The 21,248-nt window shown below is 60.5% G+C and carries 18 protein-coding genes; 8 read left to right on the top strand and 10 right to left on the bottom strand.

The features are described from left to right. Positions 1 to 27: 27 nt before the first annotated feature. Both rimJ and I6L49_RS12515 read right to left on the bottom strand, forming a co-directional pair. Positions 28 to 579 (bottom strand): ribosomal protein S5-alanine N-acetyltransferase, encoded by a 552-nt coding sequence (rimJ, locus tag I6L49_RS12510; RefSeq protein ID WP_158109187.1) that lies wholly within the window; start codon positions 577 to 579, stop codon positions 28 to 30. Further along, entirely contained in the window at positions 579 to 1,133 is a 555-nt protein-coding gene (locus tag I6L49_RS12515) for a GNAT family N-acetyltransferase (RefSeq protein WP_216949654.1), read from the bottom strand. Before I6L49_RS12515 ends, rimJ begins: the two co-directional genes overlap by 1 nt. A gap of 346 nt (positions 1,134 to 1,479) precedes the next feature. Between I6L49_RS12515 and I6L49_RS12520 the strand changes: the two genes are divergently transcribed. Beyond that, positions 1,480 to 3,255, top strand: a complete 1,776-nt coding sequence (locus I6L49_RS12520) for a M4 family metallopeptidase (RefSeq protein ID WP_216949655.1) — start codon at positions 1,480 to 1,482, stop codon at positions 3,253 to 3,255. Positions 3,256 to 3,287: 32 nt separating this feature from the next. On the opposite strand, the gene I6L49_RS12525 is transcribed toward I6L49_RS12520, so the two are convergent. Continuing rightward, a complete protein-coding gene (locus I6L49_RS12525; RefSeq protein WP_127006886.1) occupies positions 3,288 to 4,181 on the bottom strand; it encodes a LysR family transcriptional regulator in 894 nt (297 codons plus the stop codon). Between the two features lie 92 nt (positions 4,182 to 4,273). Here I6L49_RS12525 and mdtH point away from each other — a divergent pair, with 92 nt between their 5' ends. The 3 genes from mdtH to I6L49_RS12540 all read left to right on the top strand — a co-directional run bounded on the left by mdtH (position 4,274) and on the right by I6L49_RS12540 (position 6,992). Beyond that, on the top strand, positions 4,274 to 5,467 hold the full coding sequence (mdtH, locus tag I6L49_RS12530) for a multidrug efflux MFS transporter MdtH (protein WP_127006888.1): 1,194 nt from the start codon (positions 4,274 to 4,276) through the stop codon (positions 5,465 to 5,467). Between the two features lie 140 nt (positions 5,468 to 5,607). Beyond that, positions 5,608 to 6,534 (top strand): bifunctional helix-turn-helix transcriptional regulator/GNAT family N-acetyltransferase, encoded by a 927-nt coding sequence (locus I6L49_RS12535; RefSeq protein WP_216949656.1) that lies wholly within the window; start codon positions 5,608 to 5,610, stop codon positions 6,532 to 6,534. Next, the gene (locus I6L49_RS12540; RefSeq protein ID WP_216949657.1) at positions 6,531 to 6,992 is read left to right on the top strand and encodes an acyltransferase; all 462 of its coding nucleotides are present in this window, start codon (positions 6,531 to 6,533) and stop codon (positions 6,990 to 6,992) included. The genes I6L49_RS12535 and I6L49_RS12540 overlap by 4 nt, the downstream gene beginning before the upstream one ends. 95 nt (positions 6,993 to 7,087) lie before the next feature. On the opposite strand, the gene prfC is transcribed toward I6L49_RS12540, so the two are convergent. Continuing rightward, positions 7,088 to 8,677, bottom strand: coding sequence for a peptide chain release factor 3 (gene prfC / locus I6L49_RS12545; RefSeq protein WP_085942998.1), 1,590 nt, complete (start codon positions 8,675 to 8,677; stop codon positions 7,088 to 7,090). Positions 8,678 to 9,106: 429 nt separating this feature from the next. On the opposite strand from prfC, the gene I6L49_RS12550 reads away from it, so the two are divergent. Next, positions 9,107 to 9,829: an SDR family oxidoreductase gene (locus tag I6L49_RS12550; RefSeq protein ID WP_216949658.1), complete on the top strand. Its 723-nt coding sequence runs from the start codon at positions 9,107 to 9,109 to the stop codon at positions 9,827 to 9,829. Positions 9,830 to 9,970: 141 nt separating this feature from the next. Here I6L49_RS12550 and I6L49_RS12555 read toward each other — a convergent pair whose 3' ends face one another. The 3 genes from I6L49_RS12555 to I6L49_RS12565 form a co-directional block, all read right to left on the bottom strand. Continuing rightward, positions 9,971 to 11,818 (bottom strand): diguanylate cyclase, encoded by a 1,848-nt coding sequence (locus I6L49_RS12555; RefSeq protein WP_216949659.1) that lies wholly within the window; start codon positions 11,816 to 11,818, stop codon positions 9,971 to 9,973. Positions 11,819 to 12,043: 225 nt separating this feature from the next. After that, entirely contained in the window at positions 12,044 to 13,498 is a 1,455-nt protein-coding gene (gene viaA, locus I6L49_RS12560; protein WP_216949660.1) for an ATPase RavA stimulator ViaA, read from the bottom strand. A 9-nt stretch (positions 13,499 to 13,507) separates the two neighbouring features. Further along, on the bottom strand, positions 13,508 to 15,121 hold the full coding sequence (locus I6L49_RS12565) for an ATPase RavA domain-containing protein (protein WP_216949661.1): 1,614 nt from the start codon (positions 15,119 to 15,121) through the stop codon (positions 13,508 to 13,510). 313 nt (positions 15,122 to 15,434) lie between these two features. On the opposite strand from I6L49_RS12565, the gene I6L49_RS12570 reads away from it, so the two are divergent. Beyond that, the gene (locus I6L49_RS12570; RefSeq protein WP_216949662.1) at positions 15,435 to 15,869 is read left to right on the top strand and encodes a DNA polymerase III subunit psi; all 435 of its coding nucleotides are present in this window, start codon (positions 15,435 to 15,437) and stop codon (positions 15,867 to 15,869) included. Between the two features lie 109 nt (positions 15,870 to 15,978). Further along, positions 15,979 to 16,428: a ribosomal protein S18-alanine N-acetyltransferase gene (gene rimI, locus I6L49_RS12575; protein WP_005340505.1), complete on the top strand. Its 450-nt coding sequence runs from the start codon at positions 15,979 to 15,981 to the stop codon at positions 16,426 to 16,428. A gap of 38 nt (positions 16,429 to 16,466) precedes the next feature. Here rimI and I6L49_RS12580 read toward each other — a convergent pair whose 3' ends face one another. Further along, a complete protein-coding gene (locus I6L49_RS12580; RefSeq protein WP_005340504.1) occupies positions 16,467 to 17,012 on the bottom strand; it encodes a hypothetical protein in 546 nt (181 codons plus the stop codon). A 185-nt stretch (positions 17,013 to 17,197) separates the two neighbouring features. Between I6L49_RS12580 and I6L49_RS12585 the strand changes: the two genes are divergently transcribed. Continuing rightward, complete coding sequence (locus tag I6L49_RS12585; protein ID WP_216949663.1) at positions 17,198 to 18,988, top strand: long-chain fatty acid--CoA ligase; 1,791 nt, start codon at positions 17,198 to 17,200, stop codon at positions 18,986 to 18,988. Between the two features lie 41 nt (positions 18,989 to 19,029). Here the strand turns inward: I6L49_RS12585 and I6L49_RS12590 are convergent, their stop codons facing one another. Both I6L49_RS12590 and gshA read right to left on the bottom strand, forming a co-directional pair. Next, positions 19,030 to 19,539: a hypothetical protein gene (locus I6L49_RS12590; protein WP_216949664.1), complete on the bottom strand. Its 510-nt coding sequence runs from the start codon at positions 19,537 to 19,539 to the stop codon at positions 19,030 to 19,032. 66 nt (positions 19,540 to 19,605) lie between these two features. After that, positions 19,606 to 21,204 carry a glutamate--cysteine ligase gene (gene gshA, locus I6L49_RS12595; protein ID WP_216949665.1) on the bottom strand — a complete coding sequence of 533 codons (1,599 nt, stop codon included), beginning with the start codon at positions 21,202 to 21,204 and terminating at the stop codon, positions 19,606 to 19,608. Positions 21,205 to 21,248: the final 44 nt, after the last annotated feature.

A 21,248-nucleotide genomic window follows, 5' to 3' on the forward strand; every position in this document is an offset into this window, starting at 1 on the left:
CTTCGGGCCCGTTTTTTTATCTGTCGTTCAGGGCGCCGGATTAATCAGCGAGGTGAGGATGTGATCCTCCCAGCGGCCATTGATCATCAGATACGCCCGTGCAAACCCCTCCCGCTCGAAGCCGAGCCGCTCCAGCAAGGCGCCACTGCGCTGATTGGCTGGCATATAGCAAGCCATGATGCGATGCAGATCGTGCTCCCGAAACAGGTAGTCGATGGCGGCTGACAGCACCTCTCCCATCACCCCCTGCCCCTGATGCTGCTGGTCGATGGCATAGCCCAGATGACACGCCTTGAAGACCCCCATCAGGATATTGCTGAAGTTGCAGGTGGCGATCACCCGCTCGCCAGCCGGATCGAGGGCCACCAGATTGACGCCGGTGCCGTTGAAGAACTGGCTGTAGCTGTCCTGCAGCCGGGCATGCCAGTAAGAGAGGGTGTAAAAGTGCTCGTCCCGAAGCGGCTCCCAGGGGGTGAGATGGGCACGGTTGCGCCGGTAGAAGTCGAGCATCATGGGGGCCTGATCCGGCGACAGTATGGTCAGGTGGGTGCGGGCCGTCTTGATATGTGGCAGCGCCATCAGGACTCCCTCTGCCTTAACCACTCATCGCGCAGCAAGCTGTAGTGGGCGTGATCCACAATCCGGTTGCCCAGCCGCTCTGCGCGCCGGGTCACCCCCTCAAGCGGCATCCCGAGCCGTTCACAAACAGCCCTGCTGGGCTCGTTATCGGTGGCGGCGCTGATCTCCACCTTCTCCATCCCCATCTCCTCGAAGGCGTGGTGGATCAGGGCCTGACAGGCACGGGTGATGATACCGTTACCCTGCCAGCGCTCCGCCAGCCAGTAACCGATGACCACCTTGCCAAGGTCATGATCGATGCTGTTGTAACCTATGACCCCCACCACCTCCCCCTGATACTCGATGGCGGTGGTGAGCCCCTCGCCGCGGGCGAACTTCTCGATGGCACTGCGAATGAAGAGGGCGCTGTCGACAGGGCGCTGGATCAGTGGCGGCCAGGGTAGCCACTGGGAGAGGTACTCCCGGTTGTCATTGCAGAGGGCAAACAGTTCGCTCGCCATATCGGGCTGCAAGAAGAGCAGCGCAAGCTCGTCGTCCAACTGCCATGAAAACATGGGATTCTCCTTTCAAATCAGTGATCAAATCGCGAACCAGCACCCAATGTAGCCAATCGCCACTGGCCGCGCCAGCCACTTTTACGGCCCTCCTCCGGCAGGCTTCGCAGAGGGTGACTGCGCACGAACTCTCCTCCCTCAAAAGAGGAGGGTGGGTGTCTGAAACCGGATAATGCTCTCCACATGGCGCCGACTAATGCCCACAAACGGCACTTTGGCAGATCCTGCTACCCCTTTGTGCTGCGCTGTCACTTTTGACAGGGTGCACTTTCCCCCACCGGCACTAGCTTCAAAACGCCCGACCTTCGGTCGGTTTATCAACCTCATCGATTTAAGGAAAGAAGAGATGAATAAAATTTATCTGGCCGTTGCGCTGGCCTGCTGGGGAAGCGCCGCACTGGCGGCGCAAGAGGTAGAGATCAACGTAACGGCAAACGGCATCCGGGCCATGACAGGCCTCAGTGCCGCGAGTGGTACCTTGCAGCTGGAAGATGGCGAGTTTCGTCAGGTGCGGGTGGTCAAGCTGCCCAACGGCCAGCAGCGGATCCGCTACGAGCAGGTCTGGAACGGCATCCCGGTAATGGGTCAGGTGGTGGTAGCTAACAAGAGCCTGAACGGCAAGCTGCAACAGGCCAGCGGGCGCATGCTGCGCCAGATCGATCAGGATGTGGCAAGCCCGGTCGCCACCCTCTCGCCACAGGATGCCGCCAGCAAGGCCAAGGCGGGCAGCAAGGGGAGCAACGAGCAGGTCAAACTCTACGTGATGCAGGATGAGAACGGGCTGGCCCGGCTGGTTTATCAGGTCTCCTTCATCGCCGAAGGTGCCAAGCCAAGCCGCCCCTTCGTCATACTTGATGCCCAGAGCGGTGAGGAGCTCAAACGCTGGGAGGGGATCAACCACAAGGATGCCACCGGCCCCGGGGGCAACATCAAGACCGGCAAATACGTCTATGGCACCGACTTTGGCCCACTCATCGTGGATGACAACTGCCGGATGACCAGCCCCAACGTCGATACCATCAACCTCAACCACGCCACCTCAGGCGGGGCCATCCACCAGTTCACCTGTCCGGAGAACCGGGTCAAGGAGATCAACGGCGCCTACTCGCCCCTCAACGACGCCCACTACTTCGGCAACGTGGTGTTCGACATGTACCGCAACTGGTACAACACGGCGCCCCTCACCTTCAAACTGAAGATGCGGGTTCACTACAGCAAGAATTACGAGAACGCCTTCTGGGATGGCAGCCAGATGACCTTCGGTGACGGCGCTACCACCTTCCACCCGCTGGTGAGCCTCGATGTGGCGGCCCACGAGGTGAGCCACGGCTTTACCGAACAGAACTCCGGGCTGGTCTATTCAGGACAATCCGGCGGCATCAACGAGGCCTTCTCCGATATGGCGGGGGAAGCGGCCGAGTTCTACATGAAGGGGAGCAACGACTGGCTGGTCGGGGCGCAGATATTCAAGGGAAACGGCTCCCTGCGCTACTTCGAGGATCCGACCCGGGATGGCAGATCCATCGGCCATGCGGCGGATTATCAGGAGGGGATGGATGTACACCACAGCTCCGGGGTCTACAACCGCGCCTTCTACCTGCTCGCCACCAGCAGTGGCTGGAACACCCGCAAGGCATTTGAAGTGTTCTTGTTGGCCAACCGCCTCTACTGGGGCGCCAACACCAACTACCAGCAAGGGGCCTGCGGCGTCAGCCGGGCGACCGCCGACCTGGGTTACAGTCAGGCGGATGTGGCACGTGCCTTCCAGACCGTCGGAGTCGATGCCAGCTGCGGCAGCACGCCGCCACCGAGCGACAACGTACTGCAAAACGGCGTGCCGGTAAGCAACCTTGCCGCCAGCAAGGGTGGCAAGCTCAACTACACCCTGAACGTACCGGCGGGCACCAGGTCGCTGCAGATCAGCAGCAGCGGCGGCACCGGTGATGCCGACCTCTACGTCCGCTTTGGCAGCGCCCCTAACAGCAGCAGTTACGACTGCCGTCCCTACAAGGGGGGCAATAACGAAAGCTGCTCGTTCACCAATCCCAAGGCGGGCACCTGGCATGTGCAGCTGTCAGGGTTTTCCGCGTTCAGTGGCGTAACCCTCAAGGCCAGCTACTGACCCACCCGATGCGGGCCTTGTCCCGCATCGCTCTACTCATTGCGCCACCGTTTCGCCAGCGTGCGGGCGGTGGCCAACACGGTTTCCCGGGCCGGATTGGGCCGCTTGCCACCGCGCCACGCCATCATCACATCCCAATGCTCCTGCGGCAGATTGCGCACATCGAGCCTGACCAGCCGCCCCACCTCCAGATCCCGCTTGATGGCCAGCTCCGGCATCAGGGTGATAAACCCGTGTTCCAGCGCCAGATCACGCGCCGCACTGGCGGGCTGCACCGCATGCAGGGGGCTGGCCGCCCGTCGCAGCCGCCGCAACTGCTGGATAAAGACGTCACACCCCGGCCCCCATACCTGAGGCGCCAGCCGCTGGTCGGCAATATCCTCCAGGGTGAGGCCGTGACAACCGGCCAGCGGATGCAATGGCGAGGCGATGGCGATGATGGGGGAGCAGCAGAGCAGCTCCATCTGCAGGCCCGCAACCGGCGGACGCTTGAGCACAAAGCCGATATCGGCCTCCCCGGTCAGCAGCGACTGCATGATCTCGCCGGAGTGATCCGTGGTGCAGCGGATCTCGAACGGCTCGTCCACCAGCTCCATCAATAGCGAGCCAAACACCACCGAAGTGAGGGATGGCAGGCTGGAGAGACGGATACAAGGCAGCGCAGGCGCCCCCTGCAGTGCCAGCCGCCCTTCGCTCAGGATCGCCAGCGCAGAGCGGGCGGCAGGGAGAAACTCCTCGCAGGCACGAGTCGGCGTCACCCCGCGCCGATGACGCTGAAACAGCGGCGCCCCGAGGCTCTCCTCCAGCTGGGCAATCCGCTGGCTCACCAGCGGCTGTGACCAGCCACGAATGGCCGCCGCCTGACTGAAGCTGCCCAGCTCGGCCACATCCAGCAGCAGTTGCAGATCGTCCAGATCCATAGACATAAATAATCCTGATATGAAATATAGGTAGTTGTCGTCTACCACTATATCTAAACCCTCTCCAGAATGAAGGTATCTGTGAATGAGAGGGCGTTATGGTCGATAGGGCGAGGTTTTGGGGACGCTGGTTTCTGGCGCTGGATACCACACTGGTGATCCTGGGTTTCTTTGTGGTGATGCCGATGATCAGCCTGCGCTTCGTCGATCAACTCGGCTGGGCGGCCGGTCTGGTGGGGCTGGCCCTCGGCCTGCGCCAGCTGACCCAGCAGGGGCTGGGGATCTTTGGCGGCTCGCTGGCCGACCGTTTCGGCGCCCGCCCGCTCATCGTCACCGGCATGTTGTTGCGCGCCGTCGGCTTCGCCACCCTGGCCTGGGCCGACAGCGGCGCCATGCTGATCTTCTCCTGCTTCCTCTCCGGACTGGGCGGTTGCCTGTTCGACCCGCCACGGGCCGCACTGGTGATCAAATTTACCCGTCCCCATGAGCGGGGCCGTTTTATCTCCCTGCTGATGATGCTGGAGAGCGCAGGCGCCGTCACCGGTGCCCTGCTCGGCAGCTGGCTGCTGCGCTTTGACTTCACCTACGTCTGCCTGCTGGGCGCCGGGCTCTTCACCCTGGCAGCACTCTGCAACTGGACCCTGCTGCCCGCCTACCGCCTCTCGGTCAAACCGACTCCGATGCGGGAAGGGTTGGGACAGGTGCTGGCAGATCGCGCCTTCTGCCGACTGGTACTGATCCTGAGCGGCTACTACATGCTGTGGGTACAGGTGATGCTGATTTTCCCCATTCTGGTCAAGCAGCTCTCCGGCACCACCACGGCAGTGGGCTGGATGTACAGCCTGGAAACGGCGCTGTCACTGGCGCTGCTCTATCCTATCGCCCGTTTCAGCGAGCGGCGCTATCGGCTGGAGAGCCGGCTGATGGCAGGTATCCTGCTGATGACCGTGGGGATCGGGCTGGTCGCCTTTGTCAGCACCCTCTCCGGCATCTTCGTACTGCTGGCCTGCTTCTATCTGGGGATCATCATCTGTGAACCGGCCCGGGAGACCCTGATGACCCGGCTGGCCAACCCCACAGCCCGCGGCAGCTACATGGGCTTCAGCCGCCTCGGACTGGCGCTGGGAGGCATGACCGGCTATGTGGGCGGCGGCTCCCTCTATGACTTCTCGCTGCAACAGGGACAACCGGCCCTCCCCTGGCTGGTGCTGGGCACCATAGGCGTCGCCACCATGTTGCTGCTCGCCCGCTGCTTCTCCCGCCGCCCGGAGCTGGCTATCAGAGCCGCCTGACGACCGCCCCAACCTGCGGCGGCCCAATCAACGGGGCTGCCGCTCACCTCATATTCTGCAAGTCATCACAGCAAAAGGTTGCGAATTACAACTTTTACGCTATTTTAGTTGTCATGCACAACTAAAAAGGAAACCACGACATGGATCCCCGTCCCCTTCGCGCCCTGTCGCGCGATCTGGTTCGCGAACTCGGCATGCTCTCCCAGCAGTGCGGCAATCTGGCCCTCACCCCCATCGAGGCTCACCTGCTGATCGAGCTGGAAAACGCCCCGGCCACCAATCAGCAGCTGGCAGAAAAGCTGCACATCGACAAATCCAACGCCAGCCGTCCGCTGGCCCGCCTCGCCGAGCGGGAGCTCATCAGTTGGCACCCGCACCCCTCCGATGGGCGCAGCAAGGAGGCCCGCCTCACCGTCAACGGTCAGGGGATGCTGCTGGAGTTGCACCGGGAGATGGACGGGGCGATGGAAGAGATGCTGGCGCAGCTGAGCCTGCCCGAGCGGGAGCAGTTATGGCAAGGGCTGCGGCTCTATCGCAGCGCCCTCTCCCGCGCCCGTCGCCAGCGGGGTTACCAGATCCGCCCCATCACGGCAGCGGACAATGCCCAGATCGCCTTGGTGATCCGCGCCGTCTCGGCCGAATATGGTCTCACCGCCGACAAGGGGTATGGGGTATCCGATCCCAATCTCGATACCCTCTCCCAGAGCTATCAGGCGGAAAAGAGCCGCTATTGGGTCATCGAAGGGCCGGACGGCTCCATCCTCGGCGGTGGTGGTATCGCGCCATTGGCGGGAGAAGAGGAAGTCTGCGAGCTGCAGAAGATGTACTTTATGCCTGCCCTGCGCGGACTGGGCCTTGGCAAGCGGCTGGTGTTGCAGGCACTGGACGAGGCGCGCGCGCTTGGTTATCAGCGCTGCTATCTGGAAACGACCGAGGTCTTGCGCGAAGCCACCAGCCTCTATGAATCACTGGGCTTTGAACACCTGCCCAGCCCCCTTGGCTGCACCGGCCACGGGGATTGCGAAATCTGCATGCTGCTCGACCTAGAACAGAGAGGCGCATCATGAACGAGCCGACACGACACACCGTTGGCATTCGTGATGTCTGCTTCGGCGAGCGGGTAAAACTGGTTGAACCCGTCAATCTCTACGGCTGCACTCTGGCGGACGATGTCTTTATCGGCCCCTTCGTGGAAGTGCAGGCCAACGTCACCATCGGCCGCTCAACCAGAGTCCAGTCGCACACCTTCATCTGCGAGCACGTCACCATAGGTGAATGGTGCTTTATCGGTCACGGGGTGATGTTTGCCAACGATCTCTTCAAGCAGGGCTCTCCCGATCCGGACTCGGCCCACTGGGGCCGAACGGTCATTGAGGATGAAGTCTGCATAGGTTCCAATGCCACCATTTTGCCGGTCCGCATCTGCCGGGGCACAGTCATTGGTGCCGGGGCCGTGGTCACCCGGGATATCGAGATACCCGGCACTTATGCCGGCAATCCGGCCTGTTTGCTGCGCACCTTTTGAGAACCCACGCCAGACGATACCTTGGTACATCAATAAAAAGACCCCGCCGAAGCGGGGTCTCTTTGATTATCTGCCAACAGGCAAACAAACCGTTATCAGTGCTCGCGAGTCTGGCGGAACTCGACGTCCGGGTGACGCTCCTGGGCCAGGCGCAGGTTGACCATGGTCGGTGCTATATAGGTGAGGTTGTCACCACCATCGAGGGCCAGGTTGACCTCGTTCTTGCGCTTGAACTCTTCGAACTTCTTGACATCGGTCCCTTCCACCCAGCGGGCGGTGGAGACGTTGACCGCCTCGTAGATGGCCTCGACGTTGTACTCGCTCTTGAGGCGCGAAACCACCACGTCAAACTGCAGCACACCGACCGCACCGACGATGAGATCGTTGCTGATCAGCGGACGGAACACCTGCACCGCCCCCTCTTCGGAGAGCTGCACCAGCCCCTTGAGCAGCTGCTTCTGCTTGAGCGGATCGCGCAGGCGGATGCGGCGGAACAGTTCCGGCGCAAAGTTTGGGATACCGGTGAACTTGAGATCTTCACCCTGGGTGAAGGTGTCACCGATCTGGATGGTGCCGTGGTTGTGCAGACCGATGATGTCACCGGCGAAGGCGTCTTCCGCCTGCTCACGGTCACCGGCCATAAAGGTCACGGCGTCGGAGATGTTCACATCCTTGCCGATACGCACGTGGCGCATCTTCATGCCCTTGCTGTAAGTACCTGACACGATACGCATAAAAGCGATACGGTCACGGTGTTTCGGATCCATGTTTGCCTGGATCTTGAATACGAAACCGGAGAACTTCTCCTCGGTCGCCACCACTTCGCGGCTCTCGGCCTTGCGTGGCATGGGAGACGGCGCCCAGTCAGTCAGGCCATCCAGCATGTGGTCGACACCGAAGTTACCGAGCGCGGTACCGAAGAAGACCGGGGTCATCTCGCCAGCGATGAAGGCATCGTGATCGAACTCGGGGGAGGCGCCCTGCACCAGCTCCAGCTCGTCGCGCAGTTGCTGGGCCAGATCTTCGCCGACGGCGGCATCCAGATCCGGGTTGTTCAGCCCCTTGACCACCCGCTTCTCCTGGATGGTGTGGCCCTGACCGCTCTGATAGAGATAGGTCTCATCCTTGTAGAGGTGGTAGACACCCTTGAAGGATTTGCCACAGCCGATAGGCCAGGTGATGGGGGCACACATGATCTTCAGCTCGCGCTCCACCTCGTCCATCACTTCCATCGGATCGCGCACTTCGCGGTCCAGCTTGTTCATGAAGGTGAGGATGGGGGTATCACGCAGACGGGTGACTTCCATCAGCTTGCGGGTCCGGTCTTCAACACCCTTGGCGGCATCGATAACCATCAGGCAGCAGTCGACCGCAGTCAGGGTACGGTAGGTATCTTCGGAGAAGTCCTCGTGACCCGGGGTATCGAGCAGGTTGACCAGACAGTCGGCATAGGGGAACTGCATCACCGAGGTGGTGATGGAGATACCACGCTGCTTCTCCATCTCCATCCAGTCGGATTTGGCGTGCTGGCCCGAGCCACGACCCTTGACGGTACCGGCGCGCTGAATGGCCTGTCCGAACAGCAGGACTTTCTCGGTGATGGTGGTTTTACCCGCATCCGGGTGCGAAATGATCGCAAAAGTGCGTCTCTTGGAGACTTCACTCAGAAATTCAGCTGACATAATTCAACGTTCTTCTATTGAGCGGTGGCATCAGCCACCGTGGGAATAAATCCGGAATGCCGCTCACGGCACATGTATACGCAACGAAAGCCACGCCAGCTGGCGTTTTGCCAACCTGGTGGAGAGAGGGAGGAGGGTTGCGTTACATGGGTCTTCTCGCCTGAGTCAAAGCAAAATTGCGCGACATTATACCCGCGCGAGTGAAAAATACCCAGCCTGACAAGAGATGATAATTTGGCCGCCCAGCCGTTACACAGGTTCCAACTGAACAGAAAATCAAACGCTCCGAATCGGATGGCAGCATCCGGACCACGTGGACTTGGCCCCCTCCCCATGCCAGCAACAACCACTCTTGATAAATTTTCATACTTGGACTTTCCCTATCCAGCTACAAATATGTAAATCGTATCTACATAATGGAGAGGTCATTACATGAAACATTCCACCCTGCACCATCAACAGATCGTCATTATCGGTGGTACCTCGGGTCTTGGCCTAGCCACCGCCAAACAAGCGATCGAGCAAGGTGCCAAGGTCATTATCGGCGGTTCCAGCCGTGAGCAGCTTGCCACTGCACTGGCTGAACTGGGCCCAAGTGCCAGTGGCCATCAACTGGATATTCTCGACGTCGACTCCGTCAATCACTTTTTCAACCAGCTGGATTCGCTGGATCATCTCGTCATCACCGCCGCCGTCATGCGACCAGGCAGCTTTCTCACCGCTGCCATCGAGGATTTGAAAATCAACATGGACAGCCGCTTCTGGGGAAGTGTTCATGCGATCCGCGCCGCAGCACCCAAACTGTCCGAACGCGGCTCCATCGTGCTCACGTCCGGGATGGTGACGCGCCGCCCACAACTGGGTAAAGCACTCCCTGCCGTTGCAGCTGGCGCGGTTGAAACGCTGGCTCACAGTCTGGTTACCGAGCTGACCCCCCGTCGGATCAACGTCATCAACCCGGGCCCCATGCGCACTCCAATGCTGCTTAAAGCACTAGGCAATGACCCACAAAAAGTGGCAGCCGTGGCGCAAAGCCTGCCGTTGAAGCGCTTGGGAGAGGGAGAGGATTATGCGCAGGCCGCGCTGTTCCTGATGAGCAACAACAACATGAATGGTGAAGTGCTTCACCTCAATGGTGGGAGCGCCTGGGCATAACGCCCTTCTGACGGTCTTCTGCGCTCGCGCTTGCCAATCTGTCATCGCAGGCAAGAACGAGCGCAGGGGACGAGCATCATCGCCGTATCAGCGTGCTCCCCAATAGCGATGACACCCTGGTGAGTGACAATGTCCAGCCCGTCACTCGTCTGTTTCCACCCGGTTGCGCCCCGCCTCTTTCGCACGATACAGCGCATTGTCGGCACGCTGGATCAAGGCCGCCAGATCCTGATCATCGTCTCGCAGAGAGGCACACCCGATACTGATGGTTACCGGGTACGACATGCCGGGCAGCGCCCGGTTGGCGACCGTGTGACGGATTCGCTCAGCCACCCGGCACGCCTCTTCAAGGCTGGTATCCGGCAGCAGGATCAAGAACTCCTCTCCGCCGGTACGCCCCAACTGCTCCTGGTGCCGCAGCTGACGATCTGCCGCCCGAGAGACCCATTGCAGCACCCTGTCTCCTTGATGATGTCCCAGGGTATCGTTGATCCGCTTGAAGTGATCGATATCGAACACCAGCAGACAAAATGGCGTGCCCTGCCTGCGAGCCTGCGCCAACATATCACTGCCCTGCCGCAGCACCCGACGGCGGTTGTTGATGCCGGTCAGCTCATCGGTAAAGGCCAGACGACGCATCCGACGGTTGCGATCAAGCAGCCACCCCATTGTCAGCAGCGCCAGTCCCCCGCAGAGCACCATCACCACCAGCAGCCAGAAACGACGCTCCTTGACCTGCTCCAGCTCCTGCTGCTGCAGTCGCTGCTCGACTCGCAGTCGCTCGTTCTCCCCCTCCTGACGGGCCAGTTCAAACTCGCCGCGAACCCAGGCCGTGCTCTGTTCCCGTAACAGCTGATCGAGCCGCTGCTCCTGCACCAGATGCTCCCGCAATGCGGCGAGCGCCGCCGGATAGTCACCTTGCAACTCGAGCGCCCGGCTGCGCACCCAGTAGAGCTCGAGCAAAAAGCGTACGTGCCCTTCCACCTTCAAGATCGGCTCAATCTTCTCAAGCGCACGCAAGGCTGGCACTGGTTCCTGCTCTTCGACTCTCAACCTCGCCCGCACCAGCTCGAGATGCGCATGGAGGATGGGGTCAACATCGGGAGAGAGCACCTCCGCCGCTTGTGCCAGCAAGCGTCCGGCATCAGCGGGGCGATCCAGCCCGAGCAGAGCCTCGGCCTGCATCACCATGCGTTCGGCATGCTCAATCAGATATTGAGGCTGATTATAAAAGGCCGCACTGCGTTCAAGCTCGCCCAGCGCATCCTGATAACGCCCGGTCTGCAGATAGACCATCGCCAGTTGATCACTTAGCCTTGCCGAGCCAAATCCATCGTGACTTCTGACAAAATGCTCGCTCAACCGATTGAGGGTGGCGAGTGCTTCGGCGTAGAGGCCCATACGACGAAATGTGGCTGCAATCTCGAGCTGTGCCTGGTGATACCAGGTGGGCAACCCCAGCTGCTCATAGATATTGTGCGCCTTGGTGAGATCCATCAGTCCCTGGCCTGAGACCCCCTGAAACGACAGCATGGCCCCCCGGCGGGCCAGCGCCAGCGCCTCCAGCTTCGGCACGGCGGCCTCCCTTGCCAGCCGCAGCCCCTCATCGTAATCGTGACGAGCCTTCGCTACCTCGCCGAGCAGCTGATTGAACCAGCCGCGGCAAATCGTCAGCTCCGCCACGGCGGCGTCATTCCTCTGCTCGCGCGCAACGATCAGCATCCGCTCCGCATTGGCGATGGCGGTTCGGGACTCCTGCATGTCATCGGCCGATTGGGCCCAGCAAGCCAGACGACTGATCCGCATCTGCTGCGACGGCGGATAGGCGTTGCCGTCCCGCTGCAAACGGGCAACGCGCTCCCGCAGCAACTCGATCGGCTGGTAGACCCGCTCCATCCCTCTCAGTTCATTTTCCAACTGCTCGGGGGACAAGGGGTTGGCTGCCAGCCCGAACGCCGCCAGCAACAGCAGCAAGGCAAGTCGGCTCATACATACTCCGGATCAATGGGAAAGATCATCGGGCAAGCCGATGCCGGAAAATCACCATCTTTCCCCTGTAACAATGGTTGTAAAGGCTATCACCCGGACAGAGAGCCCGAATAGCAGGCTAGTCACATTTTACTGCGATATCATCGAGTTGGAATGAAAGTGGGGACGCACAGCGAAAAAGAGGGGCGGGATAACAGCTCAAGAGGGGTTGCCCCCTCCCGGTCACTAGTGATGCTGCCAGCGCCGCAGCAGCCGGCCACGCAGGCCACAATCGAGCAGCCAGCTGTTGTCAAAGACCCGCAACAGCGCCTGCTTGGCGTGGCGGGACATGGCGACGGCGTGAAAACGGGTCTGGCGCTGACGATAGCGGTTCATCTGATCGAGCAGGGGATGGGGCAGGCTCTGGGCGATAAAATCGGAGATGACCAGCACATCCGCCTTGGCAAAGGCGGGATCATCGAGCTTGGCCAGCGCTTTTTCCAGGCAGGGCACCAGATCGGTACCGCCGTGAAAACTCATTGAGAGGAAGCGCTCCGCCTTGTCCAGCCCGGTATCTGCAGTGATCTCGAGGGTCGCCACCTCGGTGGAGAAGAGCATCAGGTAGCAGCCGCGCTTCTCATCCATCGCCACCTTGAGCAACGCCAGAAACAGCGCCTTGGCACACTCCTCGGGATAGCCGCCCATGGAGCCCGATGTATCGACGCAGACGATAAAGGGGCCCCGCTGCTGCAACTGCTGGCCACCCTGCTCCGGGGTGCGCAGCATGATGCGCTGACGCGGCAAAGTGCCTCGCGACTGGTAGCTGAGCAGACGCCGCTCCAGATAGCGGCGATAGAACTCCAGCTCCAGCTCCGGCAGCCCCAGCATCACCGCCTCGCTTGGCAGTAGCCGCATCAGATCGCTGGCCTGATGAATGCCTACCAAGTCGTCCGGCACATCATCGCTGGGAGCGGGCTCCAGCTCCAGCACCTGAACCGGCGGCACAGGTTGATCCTGCACCCGCCGATCCCGCTCGCTGCGCCCGAGCAGGCCGGCAATCTCCGCCAGCAAGGGCTCGCGCTGCAACATGCGGGCGTATTGCTTGACCAGCACCAGACTGCGCTTGTGCCAGTGCCCCTGCGCAAGATCCCAAAGACCACCGGCTGAGATCTGGTTGGGGTCGAGGGCATCGGCCAGGGTGCGGCTCGCCAGCAGCTGATCTTCAATCTCCTGACGCTGCTTCTCCCGCTCCGCTTCGGCGATCTGCTGCTGCAACTGCAACAGGCTCCCCACCAGACTGGCGCGCCACTTGTCGATAAAGAGCTGGCGCAGCCCCTCGGTGGGGTGGGCCGTCAGCTGACGCACCAAAGATCTGGCCTCCCCAGCGAAGGGGCTGTACTGCTCCAGCGACTCCAGTAGGCCGGGCAGGCGACCAATCAGCTCGGTCATCGGCAGTTGCCGGTGTGCCTGATAGAGCAGGTACTCCTGCTCCAGCGCCACCGGCACCGGCTTGTGACGGATCTCCTCGCCAAGCTGCTCGCCCCAGCTCTGCAGGCGCTTTTTCAGCAGCTTGCCCTGTAGCGGGGAGCGTTTGATAAATTCGGAAATCTTGGGCGAGGCCGCCAGCAACGCCACCACCTCTCCCGCCAGCTCACCCTCTCCCATGAGAAGGCCCAGATCCAGCATGCCGATCTCAAGCATGGGTGCTCCTTACTCGTCCAGCCTTGGCAACCGCTCGCGCCACTGGGTCAGCTCGCTGCGCAGCAGTTCGAGATCCCGGTTCAGCACAAAGAAGCTGTCTTCCACCTGCTGCAGCCAGCGCTGGGCGATAAAGAGGTGTTGCTGGTGACGTTCGAACAGGCTGCGCTGCTGTTTGAGCTCCTGCATCACCTTGCCGACCTGAACTAGCTGCTCGTCGAGCGACTGCAACCAGGGCGCCAGCACCACCTCGGGGATGGCGTTGCGCTCCATCAGCACCAACGGGATCTGCTGGCGCTGGATATCGAGCACCTGCAGCCGTAGCTCATCGTCCAGCACCAGCTCGTAATGGCCCTCTTTCGGGTTGCCAAACTCGTAACCCACCAGCGCCTCACCGGTGGGGCGCCAGTGGGAGAGCAAGGTGCGATCGAACACCAGGGTGCGGGTGAGCCGTTCAGGATCGCCGCCATCCAGCGGCGCCGGGGTGAGCAGATGGAAGTGCACCTGCTTGCCAAAGGGTCTGGCATTGGCAAGCGGGATCTCGATACCCCGGGCCCGCCGGCCAAACCACTGCTTGCGTTGCCGGGCCTTTGTGCACAGGCGATGGGCCACGCTCTGTTTGAGCTGTTTGAACTGATCCCGCAGCGCCAGAAGCTGACGGGTCATCGCCAGTTGCTGATAGCCGTAGAGACGGGAGAATTCGGTCATCATCTCCAGCAGGGCGGTGCGGGACTCCTCGTCATGCCAGAGACAATCCTTGAACAGCAGCAGATCTACCGGTGCGACCTCGTCGCGGCCATTGAAGAAGGCACTCGCCTTGATGAGCCGTACCGCCTTCTTCCAGCGGCGATCCGACACATAGCAGCGATGGGCCAACTGACTGTCGAGCTGCTGGCGCAGCTGATAGATGAGCTCGAAACAGGCATCTGGCAGGCGCACCTGTTCAATCTGGCTCTGCCACTGCTCGTACTCATCCCCCCGGATCTGCAGGGATTCAGGCAAGTTCTGGTGGGCGTGGCCATCGCTGGCCAGCATGGATTGAAAGTTGGCTTTCTCCTGCACCCGGTCCATCCAGATCCGCACCAGCATCCGGTCGTAGAGCGCTTCCAGCCCGCTGTCTGGCGCCGGCAGCTCGTTGGAGGCAGTCACCAGCAAGCGCATCGGGATGGGGTGCTGGCTGTCACCGTTGCGAAACTGCCGCTCGTTGATGGCGGTGAGCAGGGTGTTGAGGATGGCAGGGCCCGCCTTCCAGATCTCGTCGAGGAACACCACTTCGGCCTCTGGCAGATAACCTGTGGTGAGGCGCAGGTATTTGCCATCCTCTTTCAGTGCCTGAATGGAGAGGGGGCCAAACACCTCCTCCGGCGTACTGAAACGGGTCATCAGGTATTCAAAGTGGCGGGCGTCGTGAAAGGCCAGCTTGAGGCGGCGGGCAATCAGGCTCTTGGCAATACCGGGTGGCCCCAGCAAGAAGACACTCTCGCCACTGAGGGCAGCCAGCAGACCGAGGCGCAGGGCATCCTGCCGTTCGTAAAGTCCCTCACCGAGGGCGGCCAGCAGCCGGGGCAACCGCTCCTGGATGGGAATAAGACGCGCAGGGTTCTGGGCTTGAGCTAAAGACGACATAGAGAGTGTTCCGAAGCTGGGATGATGTTAGCCCCAAGGCGCGATATCCATTTGCTCGACCTTGGGTTTTGTCTTGTTATGATGTTTATTCTGGTATCGCTTGCCGCACAATACCCGCCTCTGGCAGGAAAAAACGCAAAGGCAGTGCGATACCATATCGGCAGCGTGCTGCGCCCATGCATAGCCAGTGTCGTGATGGCACCATGCCCGCATGCGCCAGATGATGCGTTGCAAAGGGTGCAGCAAAAGCGGTTCGAGTGTACCCTGCGCAACACAATTTTCCCCAATGCAGATCAAGAGTGAGTCGCCTCAAATGCAAGATCCCGTTCGTCAGAGCATGTTGGCCCGCATGGGCATTCAAAGCTGGCAACTGCGTCGTCCGGCATTGCTGGGCGCAGCACCCGCTCCCGAGCTTGAGCAAAACGCCACACAGCCGGGCCAGACGGCACCGGCCACCCGCGCTCCGCTGCCCAGCGGCAAACTCTGGCTGCTGGCGCCTCAGCTGCCTGCCACCACGCTGCTGGCGGATATCTGCCAGTTGCTCGGCATGACCCCCGACGAGGTCTCACTGCTCAGCGAGCTGCCGCCTGCCGATCTGCAAACGGCGGATACCTCCCCCCTGCTCTGGCTGACGGAGGCCAACCCCGCGCGGCCTGATGCGCTGATCTGCCCGCTCGCCCCCAGCGCCGCGCAAAAGCGCGCCCTGTGGCAACAGCTGCGCCAACACCTTGCGGCCAACGCGGCGTGACCCTGCATCATGCCGCCAAGACCCACTGTGATGCCGCTCTTTTTACCTGATTTTACAAATGCCGCCTCTGCCAACCCCAGTGCCCAACATATTGCCATCCGGAGCCCCCATGCCTGAGTTTCGTCCCCTGCTCGAGAGCGATTTCGACCTTGTCTACCCCATCGAGCAAGCCGCTCACAAGGAGCCGTGGAGTGAGGCCAACCTGCTCTCCTGCTTCGGCCCTCGCTATCTCAACGGCTTGATGCTGGTCGATGGTCGCCCGGCGGGCTTCTATATCTCGGATCTGGTGGCCGGTGACAGCTCGCTGATGAATATCTGTGTGCATCCGGCGTTTCAGGGCAAGGGGTTGGGACGGGCGCTGTTGCAGGCCTATCTGGCGCGCAGCAAGCAAGCCGGGGCAGAGGCCTGGTTTCTCGAGGTACGGGCCGGTAACCAGACCGCCATCAACCTCTACGAGAGCGCCGGTTTTGCCGAGTATTGCCGCCGCGCCGACTACTACGGCACCGGCAACGACAGGGAAGATGCGGTGCTGATGTCGCGACTGTTCGATTTCGGCTGATCCAGCCTGTTCGTCGCTCCCAAGCCTTTTGTCCCCCCTCAATCGAGGGGGGCATTGTCCAGCGCGGGATCCTGCAAGGCCAGGGTGGTATGTACCACCGCCTCGAATCCGGCCCCGGAGAGCGGCATATAGAAGCCACGCTGCCAGGTTTTTCCCGGCATCCAGATCTGGTCGATATCCACCACTATCTTGATGGGCCTGAGGGGCTGCCCCGGCTGCTGGATATAGATGCCGGGCGGTGTGGCGACTTTGGGAAAGCGGCGCAGGATCTGCTCGCTGCCATCCCCCTTGCCCGGGTTGAGCCGCACCTTCACCAGCCGGGCAAGCGGGCCAGCCATCTCCTTGCTCTGCCAGAATTTCTTCTCCAGATCGCCGCAGCGGCGGCACTTGGGGGTCTCCAGCACATAGAGCAGCGGATAGCCCAACGCCAGCGCCTGTTGCTGCGCCTGCTGATACCCCTCGGCCCCCTGATACCAGGGATTGGCGGGCCCCTGTGATGACGTTCCGGCAAAGAACCAAAACGCAGCGCCCCCCACCACCATCAGCCCGACCGCGGCCAACGCCCCTTTCACCCACAGATTCATATCGTTAACCCTCTCTCTGCCTCCTAGCAGTATCGGCCAGTCTGCGCAAAGGGAGAGCTATTTGCGCTCTTTGTGATCCAAGACAAACAGCGAACACTTGTAAGCCGTAATGTTGGAGTTTAAACTCTAGCCCGATTTTTAGTGCCCTCGCGGGCGTACAACTGTAATTAAAGGATGTTTAACTGATGCCGAAGCTTCATCTGGTTCGACTGATGCGTGAACGTATTGCCCAGCTTGGCAACAAGGCTGCCCTGCGGGTTCAGCAAGATGGCCAGTGGCGCGCCATCGGCTGGCGTACTCTGGGCCAGGCCATGGACTACTGCGCACAGGCGCTGATCCGTGCCGGCCACCAGCCAACCGAAATGGTCGGCATCTATGCCCGCAACATGCCGGAGTGGACCCAGGCCGATCTCGGCATCCTTGCCGCCCGCGGTGTCAGCGTCCCTATCTATCCCACCAGCACCCTCGATCAGCTGCGCTACATCGTCAAAGATGCCGGCATCAAGGTACTGTTCGTTGGCGAACAACCTCAGTTCGATCAGGCGCTGCAACTGATTGAAAGCGGCGAGATCCGCCAGCTCATCGCCCTCGACGGCAACGTCAACCTGCGCGGCTGCGCGCAGGCGAGCCACTTCCAGACATTTCTGGTCTCCGGCAACCATCAGCCCAGCGAGCAGGAGCTGCGAGTACGGGAAACCCAGTACCGGATGGATGATCTGCTGACCCTGATCTACACCTCCGGCACCACGGGTGAACCCAAGGGGGTCATGCTCGACTTCAGCAACATCGCCGCCTGTTTCGAGATGCACAACAGCCGCCTCGACCTCAATCAGCAGGATGTGTCGCTCTGCATGCTGCCGCTCAGCCACGTGTTTGAGCGGGCCTGGAGCTACTACGTGCTCTACTGCGGTGCCGAGAACGTCTATATCCGCGATCCGCAGAAGGTGATGGATGTGATTGGCGAGGTGCAGCCGACCGTGATGTGCGCCGTGCCGCGCCTATACGAGAAGGCCTATGCCATGATCCAGGCCAAAGTTGCTCAGGCTCCGGCTCTGCGTCGCGCCCTGTTTGGCTGGGCGACCAAGGTCGGAAAACAGATGGTTGCCACCCGTCAGGCGGGCAAGTCCGCTTCCCCGCTGCTCTACGGCCAGCTCTGGCTCGCCGAGCGACTGGTGTTTCGCAAGCTGCGCGCCCGCTTCGGCGGCCGCACCCGCTTCCTGCCGGTGGCGGGCGCCCGTCTGGCCGACGATGTGAACCTCTTCTTCCAGGCGATGGGACTCAACCTCAAGTACGGCTACGGCATGACCGAAACCACCGCCACAGTCTGCTGCTACGAAGACAGCCAATTCAAGCTCGGCTCCATCGGCACGGCACTGAACGGCATCGAGGTGAAGCTGGGTGAGAACAACGAACTGCTGGTGCGCTCCCCGACCGTGATGCGCGGCTACTACAACAAGCCGGAGGCGACCGCCGAGGTGATGACCGAGGATGGCTTCCTGCGTACCGGCGATGCCGGTGAGCTCGACAGCCAGGGTAATATCTACTTCACCGAGCGCCTCAAGGAGCTGATGAAGACCTCCAACGGCAAGTACGTGGCCCCGCAACTGGTGGAAGGGACCATCGGCAAGGATCGCTTTATCGAGCAGATCGCCATCGTCGCCGATGCCCGCCACTTCGTCTCTGCGCTGATCGTCCCCTGCTTCGAGTCGCTTGAGGAGTACGCCCGATCCATCAACCTGCAGTACCAGTGCAAGACCGAGCTGCTGCGCCACTCCCGGGTGATGGAGTTCTTCGAAGCCCGCATCGCCGACTTGCAAAAAGAGCTGGCCAAGTTCGAGCAGGTGAAGAAGTTCACCCTGCTGCCGAGCGCCTTCTCCATGGAGCTGGGTGAACTCACCCCCACCATGAAGCTGCGCCGCAAGATCATCGAAGCCAAGTACCAGAGCGAAATCGAGGCGATGTATAACCACATTTAATAATTTCGATAACTGCCTCATTGATATTATGAGGCAGTTATCTACGTAAATTCACTATTGACCCTTGCACTAAACTTATTTAGAGCCTCGCTCAATGAGGTATGATTTGCTGTCCTTATAAAGCCAAACTCCCCCAGATCTGATATAGCTGCCCTATATGTAAGCTCCAACTCTTTAACTTCTTCAATGAATGTATTTCTACGCATTAACCGAAAGCGATTTAATGTAATGTTCTTACTCAACTCATATATATACCTATTACCGTTCATATTGCTTTCATTAGCAGTATGAATTAATACCTCATCAACTTCCGCCTCAACACTTATCGCTATCTCATATATTTTAGAGTGCTTTAGCTGATATCCCCATGACTTTAAAGCAAAAATGGCCACTACTGCAGCTATAACAGTAGCGACGTTAGACATGATAGAAAATAAATCACCAACTTTTAACTCACTAAACTGAGCATACGTATGTGGTGTAAAGAAACCAGCGCAATAGACCAATGCAAGACACATTGTATTAACTAAAGCTGCTCTATATTTTCTCATGTTAAATTATCCATATATAATAAAAGCCACTCATTCGAGCGGCTTTTTACTTTTATAAACCGGTGATCAGACAGTTGCCTTGCTGGTCCCGAAGTAGTCGGCCAGGAAGTCATCGAACGACAGGCTGTCGCTGCGCTCGCGTTCGCGCTGCTTGGCCAAGGAATCCTTCGCCTCACCGGCAAAGTAGGCCTCATCCCAGTACTGCAGCTCCCCTGCCAGCAGCTCCTCGCGATAGCGGGTCGCCAGCTTGTCGCCGTAGCAGCCGTTGTCCTTGCCGCTCTCCAGCAGCTCCTTAAGCATGCGGGCGGAGTAGGTGAGCTCGGGGTCGAGCAGCTTCTCGCGATGCATCGCCAGCGTCTCGCGGTAGCGGTTGCGGCCGCAGCAGCGATCCAGCAGGTCGGCCACCTGAGCCAGCTCGTCGAACAGTTTGAGGCCGTACTCTTTGAGGCCAATGGCATTGCCCTGCTCATCTTCCAGCGTCAGGCCGGGACGACGCCCTTCCAGCACCACCTTGTTCTGGTTGCGGCGGTTGCGGGCAATCTCTTCGTCACTCAGCACCGGAGAGGGGCGCAGCAGGCACCAGACCAGGAACAGGTCGAAGAAGCGGATCTGGTCTGCGTCGATGCCGAGCGGGGTGAAGGGGTTGACGTCTACGGTGCGCAGCTCGATGTATTCGATGCCGCGCTGATCCAGCGCATCCGAGGGCTTCTCGCCGCTGCGCGGGGTGCGCTTGGGGCGGATTGGGGCGTATAGCTCGTTCTCCAGCTGCAACACGTTGTCGTTGAGCTGGCGATACTCCCCATCCACCTTGACCCCGATCTTGGCAAAGTCGGGATTGTGGGTGTTGATGGCGCGGCGCAGGCTGCTGACATAGGCTGGCAGATTGTCGTGGCTGATCTTGAGCCCAGCCTGGGCGCTGTTGGTATAGCCGAGATCGGAGAGACGCAGCGCGGTGGCGTAAGGCAGATAGAGGGTGCCCTTGCCGGTCTTCTCGAACGGCAGGTTGCTCTTGCGCCCTTTGAGGAAGGATTCGCAGATGGCCGGGGAGGCGCCGAACAGATAGGGCACCAGCCAGCCGAAGCGGTAGACGTTGCGAATAAGCCCCATGTACTTGTCGGAGATAAAGCGCTGGCTGCAGCACCCTTCGCACACCAGATCCTGCCACTCGCTCCAGAAGCTGTCGGGCATGGAGAAGTTGAAGTGCACCCCGGCGATCACCTGCATCAGGCTGCCGTAGCGGTTCTTCAAGCCCTGACGGTAGAGGGTCTTCATTTTGCCGATATTGGAGCTGCCGTACTGGGCCAGCCGGATGCTCTCTTCCCCGCCGACGAAGCAGGGCATGGAGAGCGGCCAAATCCGCTCGTCACCCAGATGCTGAATCACATGGTGATGGATGTCGCCGAGCTGCTCCATCAGGCTGTCGATGGAGTCGGTAGCCGGGGTAATGAACTCCAGCAGGCTCTCCGAGTAGTCGGTGGTGATATTGGGATGGGTCAGGGCCGAGCCCAGCGCCCGTGGATGGTCACTCTGGGCGAGTCGGCCATCCGGCGTGATGCGCAGGCATTCACGTTCGATCCCGCGCCGGATCCCCTTGAGCGCGGTGAGGCGCTCCGGTGATCCCAACGCATTCAGCAACTCGGTGAGCGACAAGCTTGTTGTAGTCATATTCACGGCTCATGTGAGGCCGCCCCATCCGGGGCGGCTCTTGA

Origin of the sequence: Aeromonas sp. FDAARGOS 1419 (genome assembly GCF_019047045.1) — a bacterium.
GTDB classification, from domain to species: Bacteria; Pseudomonadota; Gammaproteobacteria; order Enterobacterales; family Aeromonadaceae; genus Aeromonas; species Aeromonas veronii.